The organism is Paenibacillus sp. FSL M7-0656, assembly GCF_038003225.1.
Taxonomy (GTDB): Bacteria; Bacillota; Bacilli; order Paenibacillales; family Paenibacillaceae; genus Paenibacillus; species Paenibacillus amylolyticus.
In genome coordinates, this window is the sequence record NZ_JBBOOT010000001.1 from 6,071,982 (window position 1) to 6,095,117 (window position 23,136).

Annotated in this window: 21 protein-coding genes; 17 read left to right on the forward strand and 4 right to left on the reverse strand. The window is 45.2% G+C overall.

The annotated features are described in order from the left end of the window. The first annotated feature begins 37 nt into the window (after positions 1-37). From MHI01_RS26675 to MHI01_RS26685, 3 genes are all read left to right on the forward strand, one after another. The gene (locus MHI01_RS26675) at positions 38-1,462 is read left to right on the forward strand and encodes a glycoside hydrolase family 1 protein (RefSeq protein WP_127550061.1); all 1,425 of its coding nucleotides are present in this window, start codon (positions 38-40) and stop codon (positions 1,460-1,462) included. Positions 1,463-1,695: 233 nt separating this feature from the next. After that, positions 1,696-2,547, forward strand: a complete 852-nt coding sequence (licT, locus tag MHI01_RS26680; RefSeq protein WP_036617363.1) for a BglG family transcription antiterminator LicT — start codon at positions 1,696-1,698, stop codon at positions 2,545-2,547. A gap of 128 nt (positions 2,548-2,675) precedes the next feature. Then, positions 2,676-4,589, forward strand: coding sequence for a beta-glucoside-specific PTS transporter subunit IIABC (locus MHI01_RS26685; protein WP_340984517.1), 1,914 nt, complete (start codon positions 2,676-2,678; stop codon positions 4,587-4,589). Positions 4,590-4,661: 72 nt separating this feature from the next. Here the strand turns inward: MHI01_RS26685 and MHI01_RS26690 are convergent, their stop codons facing one another. Then, positions 4,662-5,564 (reverse strand): LysR family transcriptional regulator, encoded by a 903-nt coding sequence (locus tag MHI01_RS26690; RefSeq protein ID WP_340984518.1) that lies wholly within the window; start codon positions 5,562-5,564, stop codon positions 4,662-4,664. A 195-nt stretch (positions 5,565-5,759) separates the two neighbouring features. Between MHI01_RS26690 and MHI01_RS26695 the strand changes: the two genes are divergently transcribed. Together MHI01_RS26695 and MHI01_RS26700 are read left to right on the forward strand one after the other, a co-directional pair. After that, positions 5,760-6,347, forward strand: a complete 588-nt coding sequence (locus MHI01_RS26695) for an ankyrin repeat domain-containing protein (RefSeq protein ID WP_340018095.1) — start codon at positions 5,760-5,762, stop codon at positions 6,345-6,347. 49 nt (positions 6,348-6,396) lie between these two features. Then, positions 6,397-7,740, forward strand: coding sequence for a uracil/xanthine transporter (locus MHI01_RS26700; protein ID WP_340984519.1), 1,344 nt, complete (start codon positions 6,397-6,399; stop codon positions 7,738-7,740). A gap of 75 nt (positions 7,741-7,815) precedes the next feature. Here the strand turns inward: MHI01_RS26700 and MHI01_RS26705 are convergent, their stop codons facing one another. Next, positions 7,816-8,193 carry a PilZ domain-containing protein gene (locus MHI01_RS26705; RefSeq protein WP_036617371.1) on the reverse strand — a complete coding sequence of 126 codons (378 nt, stop codon included), beginning with the start codon at positions 8,191-8,193 and terminating at the stop codon, positions 7,816-7,818. 188 nt (positions 8,194-8,381) lie between these two features. Between MHI01_RS26705 and MHI01_RS26710 the strand changes: the two genes are divergently transcribed. The 7 genes from MHI01_RS26710 (at position 8,382) to MHI01_RS26740 (ending at position 12,874) form a co-directional block, all read left to right on the forward strand. Next, positions 8,382-8,849: a DUF6386 family protein gene (locus tag MHI01_RS26710; RefSeq protein ID WP_340984520.1), complete on the forward strand. Its 468-nt coding sequence runs from the start codon at positions 8,382-8,384 to the stop codon at positions 8,847-8,849. Between the two features lie 28 nt (positions 8,850-8,877). Then, positions 8,878-9,558, forward strand: coding sequence for a hypothetical protein (locus MHI01_RS26715; RefSeq protein WP_340984521.1), 681 nt, complete (start codon positions 8,878-8,880; stop codon positions 9,556-9,558). Positions 9,559-9,586: 28 nt separating this feature from the next. Continuing rightward, entirely contained in the window at positions 9,587-10,234 is a 648-nt protein-coding gene (locus MHI01_RS26720) for an SMI1/KNR4 family protein (RefSeq protein ID WP_340984522.1), read from the forward strand. Between the two features lie 14 nt (positions 10,235-10,248). Next, positions 10,249-10,575, forward strand: a complete 327-nt coding sequence (locus MHI01_RS26725) for a hypothetical protein (protein ID WP_076318774.1) — start codon at positions 10,249-10,251, stop codon at positions 10,573-10,575. Positions 10,576-10,611: 36 nt separating this feature from the next. After that, a complete protein-coding gene (locus tag MHI01_RS26730; RefSeq protein WP_340984523.1) occupies positions 10,612-11,013 on the forward strand; it encodes a hypothetical protein in 402 nt (133 codons plus the stop codon). A 180-nt stretch (positions 11,014-11,193) separates the two neighbouring features. Next, on the forward strand, positions 11,194-11,742 hold the full coding sequence (locus MHI01_RS26735; protein WP_307720268.1) for a sigma-70 family RNA polymerase sigma factor: 549 nt from the start codon (positions 11,194-11,196) through the stop codon (positions 11,740-11,742). Then, the gene (locus tag MHI01_RS26740; protein WP_340984524.1) at positions 11,732-12,874 is read left to right on the forward strand and encodes a DUF4179 domain-containing protein; all 1,143 of its coding nucleotides are present in this window, start codon (positions 11,732-11,734) and stop codon (positions 12,872-12,874) included. Before MHI01_RS26735 ends, MHI01_RS26740 begins: the two co-directional genes overlap by 11 nt. A gap of 123 nt (positions 12,875-12,997) precedes the next feature. Here the strand turns inward: MHI01_RS26740 and MHI01_RS26745 are convergent, their stop codons facing one another. Then, positions 12,998-14,983, reverse strand: coding sequence for a beta-galactosidase (locus MHI01_RS26745; RefSeq protein ID WP_340984525.1), 1,986 nt, complete (start codon positions 14,981-14,983; stop codon positions 12,998-13,000). A gap of 114 nt (positions 14,984-15,097) precedes the next feature. Between MHI01_RS26745 and MHI01_RS26750 the strand changes: the two genes are divergently transcribed. From MHI01_RS26750 to MHI01_RS26765, 4 genes are all read left to right on the forward strand, one after another. Further along, on the forward strand, positions 15,098-15,940 hold the full coding sequence (locus tag MHI01_RS26750) for an AraC family transcriptional regulator (protein ID WP_340984527.1): 843 nt from the start codon (positions 15,098-15,100) through the stop codon (positions 15,938-15,940). 290 nt (positions 15,941-16,230) lie between these two features. Then, the gene (locus MHI01_RS26755; RefSeq protein ID WP_036617386.1) at positions 16,231-17,274 is read left to right on the forward strand and encodes a pectate lyase family protein; all 1,044 of its coding nucleotides are present in this window, start codon (positions 16,231-16,233) and stop codon (positions 17,272-17,274) included. 303 nt (positions 17,275-17,577) lie between these two features. Further along, entirely contained in the window at positions 17,578-19,056 is a 1,479-nt protein-coding gene (locus MHI01_RS26760) for a methyl-accepting chemotaxis protein (protein WP_340984528.1), read from the forward strand. Positions 19,057-19,252: 196 nt separating this feature from the next. Then, positions 19,253-20,461 carry a GNAT family N-acetyltransferase gene (locus MHI01_RS26765; RefSeq protein ID WP_340984529.1) on the forward strand — a complete coding sequence of 403 codons (1,209 nt, stop codon included), beginning with the start codon at positions 19,253-19,255 and terminating at the stop codon, positions 20,459-20,461. A 125-nt stretch (positions 20,462-20,586) separates the two neighbouring features. On the opposite strand, the gene MHI01_RS26770 is transcribed toward MHI01_RS26765, so the two are convergent. Next, a complete protein-coding gene (locus tag MHI01_RS26770) occupies positions 20,587-20,952 on the reverse strand; it encodes a VOC family protein (protein ID WP_340984530.1) in 366 nt (121 codons plus the stop codon). Between the two features lie 573 nt (positions 20,953-21,525). Between MHI01_RS26770 and MHI01_RS26775 the strand changes: the two genes are divergently transcribed. After that, the gene (locus MHI01_RS26775; RefSeq protein WP_340984531.1) at positions 21,526-23,127 is read left to right on the forward strand and encodes a hypothetical protein; all 1,602 of its coding nucleotides are present in this window, start codon (positions 21,526-21,528) and stop codon (positions 23,125-23,127) included. The last annotated feature ends 9 nt before the right edge of the window (positions 23,128-23,136 follow it).

Genomic DNA, 23,136 nt, shown 5'->3' on the forward strand with positions numbered 1-23,136 from the left:
AACTTTATAATGATAAATAATGAGAGGAATGATTGATATGACTACACCATTTCCGAAGGACTTCCTATGGGGCGGCGCTGTAGCAGCCAACCAACTTGAAGGAGCTTATAATACAGATGGTAAAGGCCTGTCTGTTCAAGATGTAATGCCACACGGGATTACAACGCCTAGAACGGAAGCACCTACAGAAGATAACCTGAAACTGATCGGTATCGATTTCTACAACCGCTACAAAGAGGATGTTAAACTGTTTGCTGAAATGGGCTTCAAAGTGTTCCGTACATCTATCGCTTGGTCCCGTATCTTCCCTAAAGGTGATGAATTGGAGCCAAATGAGAAAGGTCTGCAATTCTATGATGACCTGTTCGATGAGTGCCACAAATACGGGATTGAACCACTCGTAACGATCTCTCACTATGAGACACCGCTGCATTTGTCCAAAACGTATGATGGCTGGGTTAACCGTAAAATGATCGATTTCTACGAGCGTTATGTAACAGTGCTGTTTAACCGTTTCAAAGGCAAAGTGAAATACTGGCTGACGTTTAATGAAATCAACTCCATTTTGGAGGAGCCATTCATGAGCGGCGGGATCTACACGCCAAAAGCAGAACTTTCCAAACAGGATCTGTACCAAGCGATTCATCATGAATTGGTAGCCAGTGCGTTAGCTGTGAAACTGGGTCATGAAATTATGCCTGAAGCCAAAATCGGCTGTATGGTACTGAGCATGCCTACGTATCCGTTGACTCCAAACCCGGATGATGTGGTTGCAGCGATGCATGCGGAACAGCGCAATGATATCTTTGCTGATATCCATGCACGTGGTTATTATCCGAAATACATTAATCGTTATTTCAAAGCGAATAATATCAATATTAAGTTTGAAGATGGCGATGCTGAAATTCTGAAGCATACCGTAGACTTTATCTCGTTCAGTTATTATGTAAGTATCTGTGAGACTGGTGATCCCGAGAAACGTATCGAAGGCAAAGGAAACCTGTTCGCAGGTGTGCAAAACCCTTATCTGAAAGCGAGTGAGTGGGGCTGGCAGATCGATCCGCAAGGACTGCGCGTAACCTTGAACAAATACTGGGACCGTTATCAAAAACCATTGTTTATTGTCGAAAATGGTCTGGGCGCAGTCGATGAACTGATTACGGACGAAAATGGCAATAAAACGGTGAACGATGATTACCGTATTCAATACTTGAATGACCATCTGGTACAGGTTGGCGAAGCTCTTGAGGATGGCGTAGAAGTGATGGGTTATACGTCATGGGGCTGTATTGACCTGGTAAGTGCTTCAACAGCAGAGATGAAGAAACGTTATGGTTTCATCTATGTAGACCGCAACAATGACGGGTCAGGAACATTGGAGCGTTACAAGAAAAAATCATTCCATTGGTACAAGGAAGTTATTAGTACAAATGGCGCAAGTCTTAAGAACAACAACGAGTAAACACTAGTTCTATAAGCATAGTTGTGCAAGCACCTTCTGATGTCACATTAACGCACATTAACCGCTTTCACAAAAACATTGTCATATGGATAATTATATGGTAAGATGGGCCTAAGGCTAATGAATACTGGATTGTTACTGTTCAATCAGGCAAAACCAGAAGCGGGGCATATTTCGTGACCTGCTTTGGTTTTGCCTTTTACTACTTTGACGGTGCAAGGTGATGTGAAGAAATGAAAATTGAGAAGGTGCTGAACAACAACGTAGTTACCGTAATTGATCCGGGAGGAAACGAACTGGTCGTTATGGGACGTGGAATTGCCTTCAAAAAGCATACTGGTGAATCGATTGACGAGAGTCTCGTCGAAAAAATATTCTCGCTTGAAAGTAAGGAAGTATCACAGAAACTTAAAACACTTCTGTCTGATATCCCGGTTGAATATGTCGAGTGCTCGGATGAGATTATCCGTTATGCCGAGACGGTGTTAGGTGAGAAGCTGCATGAAAGCATCTACATTTCACTGACGGATCATATTCATTTTGCCATTGATCGACATCGTCAAGGATTGCAGATCCGTAACGCATTGTTCTGGGAGATCAAGCGCATGTACCGGAAGGAATATGCCATTGGACTCAAGGCGCTACAGATTATTGAGGAAACATTAGGTGTCCTGCTACCCGAAGACGAATGCGCATTCATTGCAATGCATCTGGTTAATGCCCAGATGAACGGTGAGATGAGGGAAACGATCAGTATTACGAACATCGTTAAGGACATACTTAACATCGTAAGACGTAGCTTTGTGATTGAACTTGATGAAGATTCATTGAGTTATTATCGATTTTTAACTCATCTGAAGTTCTTTGCCCAACGTGTGTTGCAAGGAACGGCGATTGAAGATAAAGAAGTAGATAATCCGCTTCATGACTTGGTGAGCAAGCAGTATCCGGAAGCACATGCATGTGCAGTAAGGATCAGTGACTATACGCGTAAGATCTATAATCGGGTGTTGTCCAAGGAAGAAATACTGTATCTGACCATTCATATTGAACGAATTGTCAGAAATGAACAAACAATTGAATAAAGTTGGGATTGTTACTGCTAAAAAGGCAAAACCTAAACGTTGAATAATGATAAGCTTTTCTGCTTTGTCATTATTCAGTGTTTAGGTTTTTTTTTAACCTTCATTACACATAAAAGGAGCAAAACACAATGGATAAACAACAATTGTCCAAGGATATTTTGAAGCTTGTTGGTGGCGAAGAGAATATCGATCAAGTCACACACTGTATGACAAGACTCAGATTTAACCTGAATGACAACCAAAAAGCGGACAAAGCGACGCTAAAAAATACACCAGGCGTTATGGGCGTTATGGAGAACGGTGGACAGTTCCAGGTTATCATCGGTAACGATGTGCCTATCGTGTATAACGCACTCGTTGGCAACATGTCCAAATCACCAAACGCAGATAATGCAACCTCAAGCGCTTCAACTGGAGAAAAGAAAAAGAGAAATCCGATAAGTGCGTTGTTCGACTTCATCTCAGGTATGTTTACACCAATCCTGCCTGCGATTACAGGTGCTGGTATGATCAAAGGGATCGTGGCTATCCTTGTCGCACTTGGATGGTTGTCCAATACTAGTTCAACCTATATCATTTTGTCGGCAATTGGTGACGGTGCCTTCTACTTCCTGCCAATCATTCTGGCGATCAGTGCTGCACGTAAGCTGGGTAGTAATATGTATATTGCCGCGGCGCTTGCTGCGGGCATTATGCACCCGACCATTACAGCATTGCTGGCCGATGGTCATAACTCATCCTTTATGGGGATTACAGTCATAGCGGCAACGTATTCTTCTACAGTTATTCCAATTGTTCTGGCCGTTTGGATTGCTTCATATGTAGAGAAAGCCGTTGATCGTGTTATACATGCTTCACTTAAGTTACTCATTGTTCCAACAGTTACCTTGTTAATTATGGTTCCACTGACGTTGATGACAGTAGGTCCATTGGGTACCGTTCTTGGTAATGGTTTGTCCGGTGGTATTTCATGGTTGTTCGATAACATGTCCATCTTCGCAAGTATCCTGATTGGTGGTACGATGTCACTGCTGATCATTACAGGTATGCACTATGCTTTGCTGCCAATCGTTGTTGGTTCAATGACAACACTGGGTTACGACTTTATTATTCCACTGATGTTTGCAGCTAACTTGGCACAAGGTGGTGCAGCATTTGGTGTAGGTCTCAGATCGAGAAATAGCAAAACCAAATCCCTGGCCTATTCCACAGGTCTTACGGCTATTATGGGGATCACGGAACCAGCGATGTATGGTATCAACATGAAGTTCAAAAAACCATTTATCGCAGCTCTCAGCGGGGGTGCTATTGCTGGTGCATTCATGGGAATCTTCAATGTTAAATCGTATGTTATTACAGGACTTGCAGGTCTGCCGAGTATTGCGGCATTTGTCAGTCCAGCAATTAGCACATTGATTTATGCTTTGGTTGGTGGTTTGATTGCCATCGTAGCGGCAGCAATCATTACGTATATCTTGGGCTTCCAAGAAGAAAATGCATCGGAGCCAGTAGCTGCACCAGCAGCTGAGCCGGCAACACCAGCAGCAGCAACAACTTCTGCTGCTGTAACTGAAGAAGCAAAAGCACAAGATGAGCAAGTATTCAGCCCGATCACAGGTGAAGTTAAACCACTGAGCGAAGTGCCAGACCCTGCGTTCTCTGAAGAGATTATGGGTAAAGGATTCGCGATTCAACCATCTGAAGGTCGCGTCGTATCTCCGATCAACGGAACCGTGTTCTCGTTATCGAAGAGTGGACATGCCATTGGTCTGGTAAGTGATACAGGCGCAGAGATGTTGATTCATATCGGGATTGATACCGTGAAGCTGAAAGGTCAATTCTTCTCTCCTAAAGTTCAAGCAGGTGCGAAGGTTGCTGTAGGTGATGTACTGATGGAGTTTGACCGGGAACAGATCGAAAAAGCCGGTTACACAACGATTACACCAGTCATTATTACAAATATGCATCAGTATGAGTCGATTGAGTCTGCTGGTCGCACTACGATCAAAGAAAAAGACTTGTTGTTCACAGCTAAAGCTTAACCATAAAAATGAAACAGCAGCTTCACTGGAATGTAATCCGGTAAAGCTGCTGTTTTTTTTGCTTATAGCCTTTTACACGGGAAGCATACCCTGCACCAGTTGCACAAAGTGTTGTGCAGGCTTGGACAGATAACGGTTCTGCAGCCAGACCAGCGCCGAACCGACCGTGGAATGCTGATCCTGGATGCGATATACGTGGAATGGGTGCTCGTGATATAGCTGTAGTACCGTGTGAGGCACGATGGAACTGGCGAAGCCGAGTCGGACCAGCTCGAGTAACATATTAATGTCTGAGCACTCACCCATGATGGAGGGGGTAACCTGATGCTCCCGAAACTTGTCCAAAATTAGCTCGAACATGCCGAGTCCTTCTGTACTTGGAAGCAGTAGAGGGATTCCTGTAAGCTGCTTAAAATAAGTCCCCATCTCCGCTCCTGGTCCCATCTCCGTTGGGCTATCAAGCGGTGTTGAAGAAATATAGAAAAGGGGCTCCTGTGGCAGATGCAGCACCTCATAACGTTCAGTCTGGACAGGCATGCGTACACAGGCAAGTTCAACTTTGCCATCTTCCAGCAATCGGCATAATTGCGCAGATTCATTTTGTTGAATTTTATAGGTAACCTGTGGGTGGGTGGTGCGAAACTGTTGCAGTGCTTGCGGGATCAGGCGATCCGATATGGTATTGATGCCGATGGCGAGTTTGCCCCGTATGCCGTGACGGAAACTTTGCATCTCCATTACAGCTTCCTCCATATATTTGGTCAAGGTAACCGCATAATCATAGAAGCTGCGCCCCGCCTGCGTTAGTTCCATCATACGCCCTTTGCGTTCAAATAGAATCACACCAAGCTCTTCTTCCATTAACTTAAGCTGCTGGCTTAAGGGTGGCTGAGCCATGTGAAGTCTTCGAGCTGCGGCTGTAATCTGTTTCTCCTCAGCAATGGCAATGAAATAGCGACATTGTTTGATATCCAAGTGGTTGTTCTCCTTCGCCTGCAATGTATATGTAATTCGTATGGAAAGGCAACAAAACATGTATTTTTAATATACTACGATCTTATGTTACCATACATTAGATTTGCATACCTGACTAACAGGGTTTGGTTTCTATATGAATATTACTGCCATATTACTGCATGAGAAAGACCTTGAATTGGAGGATAAAACAACGTGGTTAGAACAATACATGATGCTGCTCAAGCGGGCCATACCGATGAGGTCATTCGATTTATCACACAACAGGGTAACCGGTTGAACGAACGGGATACATTGGGGCGGACACCTCTGCTGGCAGCGGTGCACGGTAACAAGATAGACACGGCAAGGATGTTAGTGGACGCCGGAGCCGACATTAATCTTCGGGATGCACGATTGGACAACCTGCTGTTATACGCGAGTGCTGAGGGTATGTATGACATGGTCGAATTGGCGATTACTGCAGGTGCAGATACGAGGTTAACAAATCGTTTTGGCGGCACAGCTCTTATCCCAGCAGCGGATCGGGGCCATGTGGACATTGTGGAGCTTCTGCTGACACGCAGTGATGTGGATGTGAACCATATCAACAACCTGGGGTGGACAGCCTTGTTGGAAGCGGTCATTTTGGGAGATGGTGGGCCGCGTCACCAGCAGATTGTTGCCTTGCTTTTACAATATGGTGCAGATCCAAAGATTGCGGATCGGGACGGGATTACACCGCTTGCACATGCGAACCGGCATCGGTATACCGAGATGGAACGACTATTAACCCAAGTCTGAAAAGGCTATACATTTATGATACAGAACAGTGAAAGGATATTCCAAACGAATGAACAGACATCAAGAGCATTTTACACAAAAGAATATGAAGGACGTATCTTCACTGATTTTGGCAGGTATACAGTGGTTTTTCTTCCTGTTTACCAATACCGTTGTTGTTCCGCTATCCATTGGACATAATTTTCATCTGTCTCCGGATGCCATCGCTGCCTCCATGCAGCACGCATTTATCCTTACCGGAGCAGTGTGTATTCTTCAAGCCGTATTTGGTCATCGATATGCGATTATGGATGGTCCGTCAGGATTATGGTGGGGATTGACGCTAAGTTTGACGGTATCTGCTTCATCGGCCGGTATGAGTCTGGAGCGTATTGGCGGTGGGCTGGCTGCAGGTTTTCTGTTAGCGGGATTAACGATGGTGATTCTGGGTTGGCTGGGAGCAGCGCAAGTGCTGCAAAAGCTGTTCACACCTATGGTGAAGAGTGCCATGTTGTTCTTAATGACGATTCAATTAACCATGAATTTTTTCAAAGGTATGATTGGATATACGGAGTTTGGCCGCTTCAATCTGCCTGTTGCCGCATTGTCCGTTGTCATTGCATTTTTGGTGGCATGGATTCAATTAAAGGGTAGGGGGAAACTGGGGAACTACGCGATCCTGATTGGGATTGTGGCAGGCTGGATCGCTTATAGTCTATTGTTTCCTGGACAACATAGCGGACAGCCGAATCAGGCCCCGGCTGGTCTCGAACTGTTTCCGTGGGGAGCGCCCAGATGGGAACCGGGTATTGTCATTACTGCATTTTTCGTGGGACTGGTGAACATGACGAATTCGATCACCACATTAAGCACAGTTGAGAAACTATACCGGACAGAAACAACAAGTCGTCAGTATAGGCATTCCTATGCGCTAACGGGTCTGTTCACGATGTTGTCAGCCTGTGTAGGTGTGCTGCCCTATGGTTTATTTGCATCATCGATCGGGTTCCTGGAGAGTACTCGCATTCTGCGTCGTGCTGCTTTGATTATTGGAGCGGGGATGTTATGTGTGATAGGTCTTACACCTTCAGTGACAGCATTTTTTGCACAAATACCACCAAGCGTCGGCAGTGCGGTTTTGTTCGTGGCTTATCTTCAGATGTTCGGCACGGCACTTAGAACGCTTGAAGGTACGACGTTTAATTCTAAAACGATCTATCGTGTAGCGTTGCCGGTCCTCACGGGAGTTGCGGTCATGAATATTCCTGCGGAGGCCTTTCAAACTTTGCCCATGTACCTCATTCCGATCATAAGTAATGGTCTCGTCATAGGGGTATTGGTTTCACTGGTTCTTGAAAAAACCGTGAACTGGTCCAAAATGGAACAACCAGCGACAGTTAGTAAAGCGGCATAAAGAGTTTCATCTTGCGACAGTCCAATTTGATTGGGCTGTTTTTTTGTTTTTGTTACAGGTTTTAAGGCTATTTAACTATTTCACAATGATTTTGCCTTGTCCTGCAAGCATTCGCATCTCTCTAGAGAGACGGTCCTGGTTCCCATCCTGCATTTCGAGTTGAACCCCATAGTGCCATGAGGTATTTTTTTCTTGACCCCAGCGGAGAGTGCCTTCCATATATAGAGGGTCTTCAAAAAGCAGCATATTCATTCCAATCCGAATATCGTTATTCTCTACAGGAAGGGATAGCGGAAATGACAGCTGACAGCCGGATCGACTGATGTCACAGAGTTCAGCCTGAATGGGCTTGGCTGGTGCGTTAACCCCGTTGATGCTGAGAATATAGATCTCAAAGTGGATCGGTTCCTTCAATGTGTATCGAAAGGGTTCTTTTCTATTGTTAATTGACATGGCTTGGCTTCCTCCATCAGGTTCAAAAAAAGTCAGTTATGCTTATATCGACCATTTGGAGCGAGAAATGAAGAGTTGCGCAAGCAGAGATGGTCCGTGGGTTCCTTTTACACGTGTATCAGGCTTGATATAATGATGGAATATATTTCTGAGGTCAGACTTGGATCAGACAGAAGGGACGGGTGAATATGAGAGGAACATTTCAAATGGTTACAGATACGGCAACATTGTGCCTGTATGATCTGGCAGCGTTAAAACATCGGCTTGAGGATACTTCGGACTGGTGGTCCATTCCAGTGGATGAGCTGGCTGAGGTGAATGCAGGTCATTGTCTGTTCTTGAATCTGGGTGCGGATGGAGTGTATGAGGTGGAATGGAGCCTGGAGGATGTAGAGGAGGATTCAGATCCAGATCACGCAGCGGAACGGGAAAAGGTGTATCATCTGCAAGTTCCGTCTGGGCACGTCTATCTGGGAGCGGCGGATGATGTCACTGGCGGTGAATTGGAGCCGGATGAGACGTGTGAAGGGGTTCTGTTTCAGTTAAAACCCGGAAATTATGCGTGTATCGTCTCCAGAGAAGCCAGTCGGATCACCATTGTCATGACACCAAGTATTCGGGGAAATAACACGCTGGATGAATTAATCCGGATATAGTGTACATATACGAACAGGAGGGATTCATATGCAGGATTGGAACGAGATAACGATGATGAATGCAGATGCCCTGCGTAAACAAATGAGAATGCTCGCTGCTTTGGATATCATCTTTTCGGAGGAAAAATGGTTACGCGTACATCATTATGAAGCTGAACTTCAGCCAGGTGTGGCATGGGGAAGTATCAATAACGGCGCAGGTGATCATCTGCATGTATTGTTTACGAACTCAGGTACGTTGATCAAAGGATTCGATCATGAGTCACCCTTGAGCCCACATGCTCGTGAGGACGGCGAAATCTATCCGGGCATGTACGATGAGGTACCAGAGGTCTTGATGGCTGTACTGCGAGATCATGAGGAAACGTTGGATATGGAGGATGTGACCTTTTGCCTATGGCAGGAAGGGAACGACTTGCCATGGAAGGTTGGTAACTGGATTCAGATGGCGATGGCCAAGGAAGACAAAGCGGACGCCAGAGGTGGCGCAGAATTTTTACTGGGATATTTGGAGAAGAACCCGGTAGATTACGTTGATTGGGCCAAAGGGTACTATGACTTGCCGGATCTGCCGTTGGAAGCCGTAGCTGAAGTATATGAAGGAAAACCGGTGACCGCCAGACTGATTAAGCAGTTGTGTCCTGAGCGAGATGTGGCAGCCACACTGGGTGAGTTGCAACAACGCGGGTACGCCGTCGAACAAACGTAACAGAGTAAAGAAGGGAGGTAGGGAAGCCATGTACAAAGTGCAACTGGAGCGTATGCGTGAAAAGTTGATCACTCTCCGAAGTCTGGACCCGGATCTGGAGCTGTTTGGTGCAGAAAACCATGAATATGAAATGGCGTCTGTGTGGACCCAGAAGGATATTACGCAATTCGAACAGAAATGGCGAATTGAGTTGCCGGAGGACTATAAGGTATGGCTTCTTCATATGGGAACGGGTGGTACAGGACCTTATTATGGTCTGGAAAACCCGGATGACGGCGTATACGCTGTGCTGGGTTATAATGATGAGCTGAATGCGATCTCGGACCCTTTCCAATTCACGGAAGCATGGAACTGGAACTATGACTGGTTCGATGATAGCAAGGAAGAAGAGGAATGGGAAGCGCTGGAACATGAATATTTTGATCCAAAATGGTCGGCAGGCATGCTGCGCATCAGTGATTTTGGCTGTGGCATCTCCATGAATCTGATTGTTAAGGGAGCCTCCTACGGAGAGATCTGGGTTGATGACCGGGCTAGCCGCAATGGAATCTATCCTGATCAGTATTGGGGCAATACGAATCGATTACATTTTCTGGACTGGTACGAGTTGTGGTTGAATCGTTCGATCCATCAAATGCATGAACAAAAGCAACAATCTGGAGCGAATGAAGTCTGAAGGAGGTTGTACATATGGGCTGGGAATATGGGATTAGAACAACGGAGCCTGCGATTTTACCTGAAGTCGTGAAGCGTTTGGCAAGTTCATTAAAATTTACCGAAGTGTATAGTTTGGAACACCAAGCCAACGGCTTTGTATTGAAACGTGAAGATCCTTCCTGGCCTAGAGCCCTTGAAGTGTGGATAGAAAAGGCTTCCGGGTTAGAAGAGATTGTGGATGGGGATTCGTATATCTACTGTTTGTTTCATATCTGGGGTGAAGAGGCGCGGAGCTGGATGCATCAGATGGAGCAAGAAACCAGGCGGGTTGATGGTGGTTTAATCTGGTTTGAACTCTGATCGGTAGAAGATTTGCCTGAAACAGGAGGAACATATATGGCTAAAAAATCAAAGAGAACAATTCCTGCGCTCATATATCAATATCAAGGTCCACAGCGAAATCTGGGTTTTGTTTTATCCCCTTTATACATAGAAGACTCGGTTGAAGTAGAGATGGAAGATATGCTGTTCATATATAATGAAGACTTTGACTATATTCGTCCTGCATTGGATCGTGTATTTCCCTTAACTGACCCACGAACTGGAGAAGAGATGAAGGCACTTGATCCTTGCTGGGACAATCCCATTACGAAGGAAGTGTGGGTGGGGATTTTATCAGAGCTGGATCAACAGGTGGTTGCAGAGCCAGAATTACGGATTTTTTTGAATCGGTTCACCACTTGGGTGAGAAATCATCTGCAATTGGCCGACGGGATCGAAGTCACCGGCAATTTGTAAGTTAGTTGATCTTGGATTGTTCATTTGTGTACGTAATTCAGTATATCGGCGGCCGAATTGTTATGTAATCAAGCTCCCTCATGATGATGGCGGAGCTTTTTTTGATGAACAAATATTAAAAACCGTTTGCTTCACTCACCCGTCTTATACCACAGAAAGAGAGAGAAGGAGGGATGCGGGGTGGAAACAAAAGCAGAGATGAACCAGAGGATCTATGTACAGACCGAAGACGAGACGGCATTTGTGCAATCCATTATGGAACATCAAGATACGCTCATTTCCATTGCATACAGTTATCTGCGTAACCAGCAAGATGCGCTGGAAGCGGTACAGGAGATGACGTGCCGGGCTTGGATCAAACGTCGTACGCTGAATAATGAGAAGGCGTTCAAGTCGTGGATCATTCGGATCCTCATCTATGTCTGCATCGATGAACAGAGGCGCCGCAAGCGGGCAACACCTCTGGCGAAGGAGGATATGGAGGACAGCATTCCGGCGTCTTGGATGATTAGCGTTGACGATAATCGAATCGCTATGGAATCTCTTTTGCAAAAGGTGAAACCGAAATATCGCCATGTATTATTGCTGAAATATTATAACGACATGACACTGACGGATATTGCCTCCATCCTCGGCAAACCGGAAGGGACGATCAAGACCTGGCAGCACAAGGGACTCCAGCAGTTGCGCAAGTTGATGAGGAATAGGAGGGATTGGCATGACCACTAACCCGGAGGAGAAAGCACTTCTTGCAGATGCATATCAGGTAAAAAGAGAGAAACAGCAATGGAATCCGGCGGATACGACTGTTGCGATTCAACGTGGTCTCGCGAAGGGCAGAACAAAACGATCAGGTAGGACCGTTCATATCAAATGGATTACGGCAGTGCTGGTCACGGCCCTGGCCGCGGGTTGGTTTCTCTTAGGTCCGCTTGGGAGTTATGGTCAAGAGCAGGCAACATATACTGAGCCTGTAACCCATTGGGGAGTGCTAGAGCCCTTTCGTGGCCTGCTAACTTCGGATATGGACCGTGCTACGATTACTTCAACGCTCAATCATGGTTATGTGCAACTTGTGGATCGGACGGTTACATCGGGCATATATCAGTTTACCGTGAATGCGGTTATGGCAGATGAGAACAGGATAACCGTATTGTATACCGCCAAGACGGATGCTTCGCAAGAGATGTATTCGACTGTTGATATGAAGATGACGGATGCTTCCACAGGGTACTTGCTTGACAATGGAAGTGCAGGAGGTGTGCATTTTTCGAAGGATAAGTATACCATTTATGGACGGAATACAATTGAGCGAAGTCGAAATAAACTGCTACCTGAGCAAGTGAATCTTCAGTTCCAGTTGTCTTCAGTTGTGCCAGATGTGGGGGATTATACAGACAAGGGGGAGAAAGAACGAAAATATCAATTTTCCAAAAAAATGAATGTTTCTTTCCCTCTGGATCCCAAGTTTTCTATCCCCAAAACGGAAGTCATTAACGTTAATCGGACTTTTACTCTTGGAGGGTATGAGATCTTTTTGTCGGAGGTGGAGGTGTCTCCGTTGGTAACTCGGGTCAAATTTGTCCGTGCACCTGATCAAGAAATTGATTACAAAACGAAGTTGTCGCTCAACGAGATTGTTCGGCCTATCGAGATCATTTCGACCTCCCGTAATGGGAAGCAGACCAAGTTATCCATGGTAGGTGGAAGCGGATCGGAAGATGGAATGATGTATTCTTTCAGTAGCAATCTGTTGGACCATCCGGAGTCCATGGTGTTAAAACTTAGTGGTAAACCAGATAAGGTCTATGATGATTTGCAGGAAGCCAAGAATGATGAACTGGAAATCAAAATCAAATAAGATGAACTAACTGGCAATACTCTTATTCAGATTAGGTGGATGTTAGTGAAAGCAGAGAAGGGATGTCCCTCAAGGTCGTAAGCCTTGTGAGACATCCCTTTTTAAATATGAAAACGGCTGATCTTATACAGTTAAAATATCTACTCCCAGAGCTGGAAGGGTCAACTTCTGATCCAACCTCTCGCTGGTCAACAAGCTGCGATAAGGAACGTCCAGCGTAATCTCTCGTTGCTCATTCGTCAAATTGATCAGAAACAGGAAGTTTTGCTCCCCCTTCGTTCGAATCGACAGCTCGACACCTTCCGGCAACTGGATTTTGGCCGCCAAATCCTTTTCCTTCAATATGCCTTCAAACAACTGATAGAAATACGATGGCTCCGGCCAAGTGCCGACATAATACACTTCACCTTCACCAAACTTATTGATAGTAACCGCCGGTACACCCTCGTAAAAGTCGTTGTCAAACCAGGCGATCGGCTCTGCACCTCGCAGTTCCAGTAGATCACACCATTGCTTCGCAGCGAAAGTCTTGCCCTCCGCGTTCCGTATCCGATGCTCACTGTTGCCGATGGCATCATATTCACTTACGACAACACCCGCCGCTTCACCCAGTAGCCCCGGCAGAGGCAACATCTCACATACATTCCTCATGTTCTTCACGCCAGTCCGATTGGTAAGGACAACCGTACCACCCTTGGCTGCGAATCGCTCCAGCCGCTGTGCTACTTCTTCACTTAACAGGAAGAGGGAAGGGACAATGACCAGCTTGTACCCATCGAGCTCCTCAGTCCAGTTGATAACGTCTGTACCGACGCCCATTTTCAGAAATGCATTATGCATAGAGGACAAGTTGTCTAAGTAGTGCATTCCCCCTTCCGCCTGCGGCTGAAGGGAGAGCGCTGTGTGCTGATCATGCGAATGCAGAATAGCAACCTGGGTAACAATGGTTGAGTCGGCCAAGAGTTCTCCTAACTGGTTCACCTCGCGAGTAAGCTCCGCGAACTCCCTGAACCTGCGTCCAGGAACATTGCTGTGGTCGATCAGCCCATGCCAGAACTGTTCCGCTCCGACGGTAGCACTCCGCCAGCGGAAATGGACAACCATATCCGCACCGCGAGCGATTGTCTGCCAGGAGCGAGCTCGGATCAGTCCAGGATAGGGCGTGCGCTGAATCGGCATCCAGGCGCCCTGTGCCCCGCTGAGTTGTTCCATTACCCAGAAATTCCGGCGTTTGATGCCGCGAACCAAGTCCAGCGTAAGCGCTCCGTTCCTCGGAAACCGATCGCCATAATCGCGATACAGCTCATTCGGATAATAATCAACAGAGACGAAGTCCAATTCGTTGTGCATATCATAATAGTCCAGGCTATTCGGATATTGCCACATGTTATGCGTCACAAATTGGCCTGGACAGTTACGGCGTAAAATCTCAAGCTGCCATCCCAGCAGATAGCCTACGCTGTCAGAACAAAATCGCTTGTACTCCAGAAGATAGGAAGGATTCATCGGTTTGCTGGCACCGAGTGGCGTTGTTACCTCAGCCCAGCTGCTGTACTCACCACTCCAGACGACCGTACCCCACTCCCGGTTCAACTCCTCCAGATTGGAATAACGCTTTTGCAGCCAAGCGACAAACGAACGATTACATGTATCACAATGGCATTCCTGGTAGTGCATCTCGTTATCGATTTGCCAGCCAATAACGGCGAGATGCTTACCGTAGCGCTGTGATATCGCTTCCACAAATTTAGAGCCCAGCATTCTCAAGGAAGGGCTGTTGTTGCAACGATGTCCACGCACACCTGGCCGAATGATGTGGCGTTGTTCATCCATGGGTAGCACATCCGGATAACGGGTTGTCATCCAGTTTGGCGGGGTATTGGTGGGAGTGCATAACACAATTTCCATACCACGCGAAGCGAATACTTCTATGGCCGCATCCAGCCATTCAAACTGATAATTACCCTCAGTCGGTTCCATTCGGCTCCAGGCGAACTCCGCCATTCGCACAACTGCAACCCCTGTCTGTTGCATAAGTATGGCATCTTTCTCCCATAACTCCGGGGTCCATTGCTCTGGATAATAATCAATTCCGATCTTAATTGTCATCCTGTGATCTCCTTTATTTATCAATATATTGCGATTATATGTTATATTAATTCGAGTGAATATCTTAAATAATTAATATGATATAACAATATTAAGATTAGGAGAGTTAGCCGTATGCCTCATCCCAATCGTAATTTTCCGGTGTTATCTTCCCGAGACAAGCTGCTCCCTTTTTATTTACTTGGCATCGGCCTGCATCATGAACAGGAGCATATACGCCGAGACCAAGGCATTGAGGATTATCAGTGGATACAATGCCGCAGCGGTGTGGGTAAGCTCAAGCTCAGTGAAACGGAACATATCGTCAAGCCAGGTATGGGCATGCTGTTATTCCCTGGACAGAAGCACGAATACTATGCGCTATCCGACAGTTGGGAAGTCGACTGGATCATTTTCGATGGCAACGGGTCAGCAAGCTTGTTTGAAACCGTTGGCATTGTCGACACATGCGTATACACGCTTGCACAACCTGAATACCTTCTATCCCGAATGCGGGAGTTGCTGCAAGCTGCCTTAACACCACAAGAGCAGACATTAAGCAATTACGCCTGCTCCGCTGTCCTCTATACCTTATTGACAGAGATTATTCAACGCGTATCTGTTGAGGGCAGCGATACGGTCGGGCAGCAGTATGAGCGATTAAAACCGGTTCTGGACTATATTGAACAGCATTATGCTGAAGAGATCACTTTGCCAACGCTGGCTGGATTGATCTGTGTCACACCAGAATATTTCTGTCATTTGTTTAAGAAAACGACAGGTATTCGTCCCATCAGCTATGTTAATCAGGTAAGAGTCAACAAAAGCAAGGAACTGCTGCTCGATAATGTGCAACGCGGGATGGAGGATATCGCTCGTCAAGTCGGTTTCGAATCGACCAGCTATTATGGAGCCATCTTCAAGAAGCTGGAACGAATCACACCTGGCGCCTTCCGCCGCAACTATCAGAAGTCGTGACATATTATTATCCGCAAGCGAATAAGTTTTCGTCAGAGGCTTTAGGAACTGATCCGAGGGCAGACCAGTTCCAAGTTGTATCACATAGTACTCGTTAATAGAGCCGCTAATTAGCGGCTCTATTTTGTGTGAACGAATGGCCTGGTTTTATGTTTTTTCACTATATCTGATCTGCTGTTGCATAAAAATGATAATTGTTGTCTTTTTGCAATTTTTGTATTGTCACAGCCAAAGTTACACGATATAATCGAGTTGTCTTTGAGGATAATATTATAAAGGATGGTGAAATTTTGAAGAAATTTTCGATGCTTTTACTCGCTGTAACTCTATTGTTGTTAACTGTCTCCACAGCCCCGTCTACATATGGTGCGGCCAGTTATCCGAACACAGGTACGAACGGGTTGACTGGTTTTGCAGGCAGTGCCAAGAATGAAAATGGTGTATCCAAGTCAGCTACGACAGGTGGCAAGAACGGTCAGGTGGTTTACGTTAGTAATCTCAATGACTTGAGAACACATATGGCGGGCTCTACAGCCAAGATTGTCGTCGTCGAACAGAATATTTCTTCCTCCACGCTGCAAAAGGTTGAATTTGGAGCGAACAAGACACTTGTAGGTTCCTTTGGCAAACATACATTAACGAATATTCATTTCAGATCCACAAGCAGTTCAAGCAATGTGATTTTTCAGAATCTGACTTTTGAACACGCTTCCAATATTAATGCCAATGATGATATCCAGATGTATATCACTTCAGGCTCCAATTACTGGATTGATCATGTGACGTTTGCTGGTCACAGCTACAGCTCTGGCGGTAGTGATCTGGACAAACTTCTGTATATTGGCGATCGCGCCGACTATATTACGATTAGCAATTCCAAATTTGCGAACCATAAGTATGGCGTCATCCTCGGTCATCCGAATGATGGTAACAGCAGTTACAATGGAGTACCTCATGTGACGATGTCCAACAATTATTTTGAAAATTTATATGTACGTGGTCCTGGACTTTTAAGATATGGTTACTTCCATCTCAAAAACAACTATGCAAACAACTTTAATCAGGCCATCACAATTGGTGAAAAAGCACGGATTTATTCCGAAAACAATTACTTTGGTGCTGGCGCTGAAAAGGGTGGCATCCTGGATGACAAAGGAAAAGGTGAGTTTACGGATACGGGCAGTACACCAGCGCTTAATAGTCCGACTTCTCCTAAAACGAACTGGAGACCAAGCTCCAATTACAGTTATCAGGTAGAAAGTGCCAGCTACGCGCGTGAGTTCGTCACCAAGTATGCAGGCTCCTCCAATACGACACTTGTATTCGGAAAGTAAGAGCTGCTACACATCGATTCATGACCAAAAAGGCCTGTCTTGTGCGTCACAACGCATAAGACAGACCTTTTTTTGTTTGTAAAATGATATGCTTACATATCATTTTACATTTCATATTCATTTTAAATGTTGAATACCGATATACATAAAGTAGCGCTGGTTTCATACTTATGAAGTTAATATGTACTATGCTAAGGCGCTGCGTATTTGCGATTTGCACATAAGCAGGACCAAAGACTACTAGATGTAGTACAGAAAGGCCCTACAACTTACATTTAACCTACATAAAAGGACGGGGTATGCATGGATCGTATGGACGAAATTATTTGGAAAAGGAACAAATTAATCGGTATCATTTTGTGGATTATTATTGCCATTGGTATGGGGCTGGCCTTTACGATGCCGAAGTTACTTGTGTCCAATGGAGTAGCTCTGATCTTTGTAGTTTGGATTACATACGCTAATGCGAAAAAGAAACATATTCATCTCATTCCATGGCTGATTACTGTATTACTTACAATATGTGGAGTCTATGTCGGTTGGGGAACGGTCAATTTTGCGTTAAGTTTGGTCATAACCGCAGTTCTACTGTTATTTCCTAACAAGAAATTTTTTGTGGTTGGATTTTCGGTATTACTAGTCAACAGTGTTCTTCAATTATTTGTTATGAATACCGTTGACTCTGTTGAGCTAATAGGTAATATCGTTAATGTGGGACTATTCGCTCTTACGGGGGCCATTCTGATGCTGGTCTCCCAGCTGAATCAAAGGCTCTTCCATGAAAGTGAAGTACGCCAGAATGAGGTGGAGCATTCTAAGCAAAGAGTGGAAACCATGCTGGAGCGTGTGAAGGAATCGGTCGAAGGTCTATCACGTTATACAGATCAATTGAAGCAAAAAGTGAATGCGACTGGCTCTATCACCAATGAAGTGACGCTTGGGTTCAGTGAGGTTGCAAAAGGTGTTGAGTTCCAAGCGACCAGTGTAGCTGAGATCTCGGAATCCTTATCTGTGTCGGATCAGCATATCAAGGACGTTGCTTCGTATTCCCAGCAGATGAAAGACTTGTCCGCAAGTATGGCAACGAGCACGCAAACAGGAAGCACACAGATGGACCAGCTGAACATCCAGATGCAAGATCTATATGAGATAATCGATACAACTGCAAATGACATGCGAAAGTTCAACGATGAAAGTGAATCCATGACGCTTATGCTGAACAGCATAGCGGATATTGCGAGTCAGACCAACCTGCTCGCGCTTAATGCAGCCATTGAAGCCGCTCGTGCGGGTGAGCATGGACGCGGGTTTGCTGTTGTATCAGAGGAAGTTCGAAAGTTGGCAGAGAACTCGGGTCAGTCCGCAAGTGATATCGGAACCATCCTGTCTCGATTAAAAGGACAGACGCAGGCACTGACAGATCGATTCGAACGTATTCGTCTATCGTTACAACAAGGAAGAGATAGCGTCCATACAGCAGAGGAAGTATTCCGTACGATCAACAGCAACTCTCAGCATGTGCTGAATCAAGCGACAGATATCGAGACTAGTTCGGCTACAATGAAGGAATCGTCCACCAGAGTTGTGAATGAAGTTTCCGAGATTTCGAGTGTGACTGAGCAATCCAGTGCAGCGACAGAAGAGATTCTGGCGAGCATGGAAGAACAACGTAACCTGACACAGAAGATGGTGGAGAGCTTTGGAGAATTGGAGCAACTGATTGTGGACCTGAATGAGTTAGTCTCGGATCATCAGGCTTCTTCCGTTGAGAATAAACTTTAATATTAATAGTTGAGGGCCTGTCGGTACGTATTTAGCGTACTAGACGGGCTTTTTTCATCAGGAATACAGCTTGATGCCGACATTTTTTTCCTATACAGTGATGTGTAGAGTATGAAGAGCGTAGAACTGAAACTGTAAATGGTAGTTAAAAGAAGATGTAACCTCATGGGGGAGTAGAAGGTTGAAGGATAAAGGAATGAAAGATAGATTGGACTGTGATGACAGTACATATGAGGTTAGGAATGATAATAGGGCTGCACGCATACGTTTTTATGATCAGCAATCGTTCAAAGACATGGACTGGCCCGATACGGAGGATGGCAGATATGCCAGAGTCTATCTGGAACCTATGATGCTGGACGGGACCCAAAGCTTTATGTCCAACGTGGAAACGACATTGTTGCTCGCCCGGATTGATGATCTCGTTATTCCGCTGACGGTGAATGATACAGAGTATGATAATGCTTACGTTTGTTCGCCATATACGCACTATGTGAGTTACGCCAAGCAGGAACTGACCATGTTGCAGAAGCCAGTGTTGGAAAAAGGTCTTTCTGTGCTGCTCAGTCTAATAGGTTGGGGAATGAAGCAATCGCAGATCAACAAAGTTGTGCATGTGAACAACTGGTTGTTGTCCACCAATCTGTATCCAGCCATGTCTGGTGATCAGGCAGCTTGTTTGCTTGCAGTGGTACAAGAGCGGTACCCTGAACATGTCATTGTGTTTCGCTCCTTGTGTCCGGGACTTCATCCCGATCTGACGGCGAGGCTACCAGAAGCGGGGTGTCGATTGATTCCGAGCCGACAAATCTACCTGTACCATGCGCATGATCCGAATTTTGGCAACTCGAAGTCGCGCTGGTTGCTGAAGCGGGATTACGAATTATTGGCCAAGCATGGATACGAATTCGTATCCGTAGCAGATATGCCAGATGCAGATATTCTGCGAATCGTTGAGCTGTACAAGCTGTTATATCTTGAAAAATACTCCTATCACAATCCGCAATTCACTGAGCGGTTCATTGCTGCTGCGATGGCATCAGGAACACTCAGACTCTACGGACTGCGGAAGGAAGGGTGCCTGGACGCGGTGATGGGTTATTTCTGCCGAAATGGAATCATGACAACGCCGCTGTTTGGTTACGACACAGCGGTGCCCCAATCCGTCGGACTATACCGCATGTTATCAGCTTGTCTGATCGGACAGGCTCGCGAGAACGGCCATCTGTTACATGAGAGCGCCGGGGCTGCGCAGTTCAAGCGCAATCGCGGTGCTGTGGCGGATTTTGAATATTCGGCTGTGTATGAGCGCCACCTTCCATGGGGCAGACGCTGGTGCTGGCTACTGCTTGATCGGTTGTTGAATCGCGTAGGTGTACCGCTGATGCGCCGCATGAAGCTGTAAACAGACATGATGCTTACCGATACCACACCATTTTGAGTTAGTGTGTGCATGTATGCAGTTTTAGCTTTACACATGCACACCAAGCTGGTCATAGTGATACGCACACTCATTTCACACTCGCCTAATTAGACATGCTCTGCGAGTTGTACCTCGAAGCCGTCTGGATCTGTAATGTAAATAAACCGCAGATGCGGATTGGGCTGGATGGGGCCACGCACAATCGGAATATTCAGCTCTGCCAATCGTTCCATGGCTTCATCCAGCGAGTTCACCTCATAGCCGATCGACACGCCGGCCTCTGGTTTAAGAATGGATTCACTGCCCTCAATCAGTTCCAGCTTGGCTTCATTTTCCATGCCCAGCATGGCAATCTGTCGTCCACGGCTTTCGAATCTGCGATGAATGGGAAGTCCGAGCAGGTTGTGGTAGAACCCGAGCGAAGCTTCCAAATTACTGACCCTCAGCGTGATCCAGTTTAATTTGATCAACATAGGTGAATCTCTCCTTTTGTTTTGCATGATATGTATTTTTGTTACGTTCATTATACGATAGGCTTAAAGTTGAATGAACATAGACACACGTTAATATGGAGAAGGGTTCGTTTGGACTATTTATTTCTAAATTTTTTTCTCTTATAGGAAAAAAATAGGTATAATGAACTTGGTAATTATGATAATCTTGCTTTGCAAGAAAAATATTGAAGTATAACAAGCATACTTTGAGTTGGGTATTTAAATTTAGTATCAAGTGAAGACCGTAATTTAGTTAACTACTATATATCTTTAGGAGGAGCTATGGCAACATTTTTTACATCTACAGAATTCGCATGGGGTTACATAGGTTTAATGGTCTCGATTTTCGTACTATGTTTGTTTTTTGTCCTCATACCTTACTGGAACAGCAAAAAAGCTGAATCTGACATCAAGGCTAAGCTTGATGAATTATCTAATATTACTGAAATGACAGCAAAGTTTCATAGCTTCAATGATTGGATGGAAAATCAGGATAATAAGTACATCAAGGGACATTTACTCCCCGCATGGAAGAGTTTCTATGTTAAGTATATGAGTTATCAACAGAAAGGCATACTCTACACACCAGATGTATATGACTTCTTTTTTGAAGAGCCTCTAGTACATAAATTTGGAAAAAGAAAGTTTGCAGAAGTTGTTGCGGGTATTTTTCTCTCCATGGGAATTGTAGGAACTTTCGTTGGGATTGCATTTGGTGTATCTCAAGTGCATGTCAATGGCGACTCAAGCACGATGCAAGACGGAATTAGCTCATTGCTTACGGGGATGAAAGTTAAATTTGCATCATCGATTGCGGGAGTTCTGCTGTCTCTCATTTGGCAGTTAATCGACAAAGGAATTTTCTATCCAAGGCTCACCAATGCATTTGGCAGTATTCGTCAACAGCTTGACGAGTCATTTCCAACTCAAGATCAAAGCACGTTATTGTTCAGCATGGACCAACGGCAAGAGAAGCAGATGCAGGATTTTCAGTCTTTTTTGTCAGATGTACTTATCCCTAATATGGTTAACGGTGTGGCAGATTCCATTCAGAAATCACTCGCACCTCAGATGGAACGAACTGAGAAAATGATGACAGATTTAATGCAGACATCGACAGTGAACCAATCCGAGGGTATGCAACAGATGGTTAATCAATTCGTTACTCAATTGAATGAACTAACTGGAGATCATATGAAGAATCTCGGAGAAGCATTGAACAATACCGTGGAATGGCAGAAAAAAGTGCATGAGGAAATGGGTGCGCTTGTGCAATCCATGCAGGATTCGGCTGCGGGACAGTCAGCGATGGTGGACAAGACCACCGTTCTTACGGAACATATTCATAATTATACAGAACGGATTACGGATTATCAGACAGTGTTGGAGAAAACCGTATCAGAATTGAACGAAACAACGGAGAAAAACAGCGAGCTTCAGAAGGTTACAGCAGATCTATTGGACAAAATGACGGAAGAACGCAATACGTTTAATGGTTATTTTGAAAACCATATGAACACGCTTAGAGAAAATGTAGATTCGATTGTGACCCAAACAGGATTACAAGTTACTTTCCAGCAACGTTTAGAAGAGAATTTACAACGGATATCCAGCATTACACAGAGTCAACAATCATTGGCTGTCACATTATCTCAGCAAGCTGAACTTAGTCAAAGGTCGAATCAGGAACTGGAACTTATCTTTGATAAATTCACAAATAATAATACAGAGTTTGTTCATATCCAAGAAGATATGCAATCCTTGATGAGAGAAATCCAACATGAACGTGAAGCAGTGGGAAATATATCAACTAGGGTGCAAGACCAATTAGCTGGACAACTGGAAAGCATGGATCAGCGAGTTGAACATTTGCAGCAAGTGTGGACTTCAGCAAGCGAATCGATGTCCAAGACGAATAAGCATCTGGAAGTTTCCATGAATCAGTTTACAGATGATATGCATCGTGGTCTTCAAAACACGTTTACTCAATTTGACCAAGAACTAACCAAGTCAGTTCAGCATTTGGCGAGTGGCGTTGATGCGATTCAGGAAGGTTTGATCGATTTGCCTGATGCCATGCAGACATTGAAGCAAACGGTGTTGGAGATTAATCGTCAATCCAAACGGATCATGAATCCGGTAACTTCAGAGTAAGGTGATGAT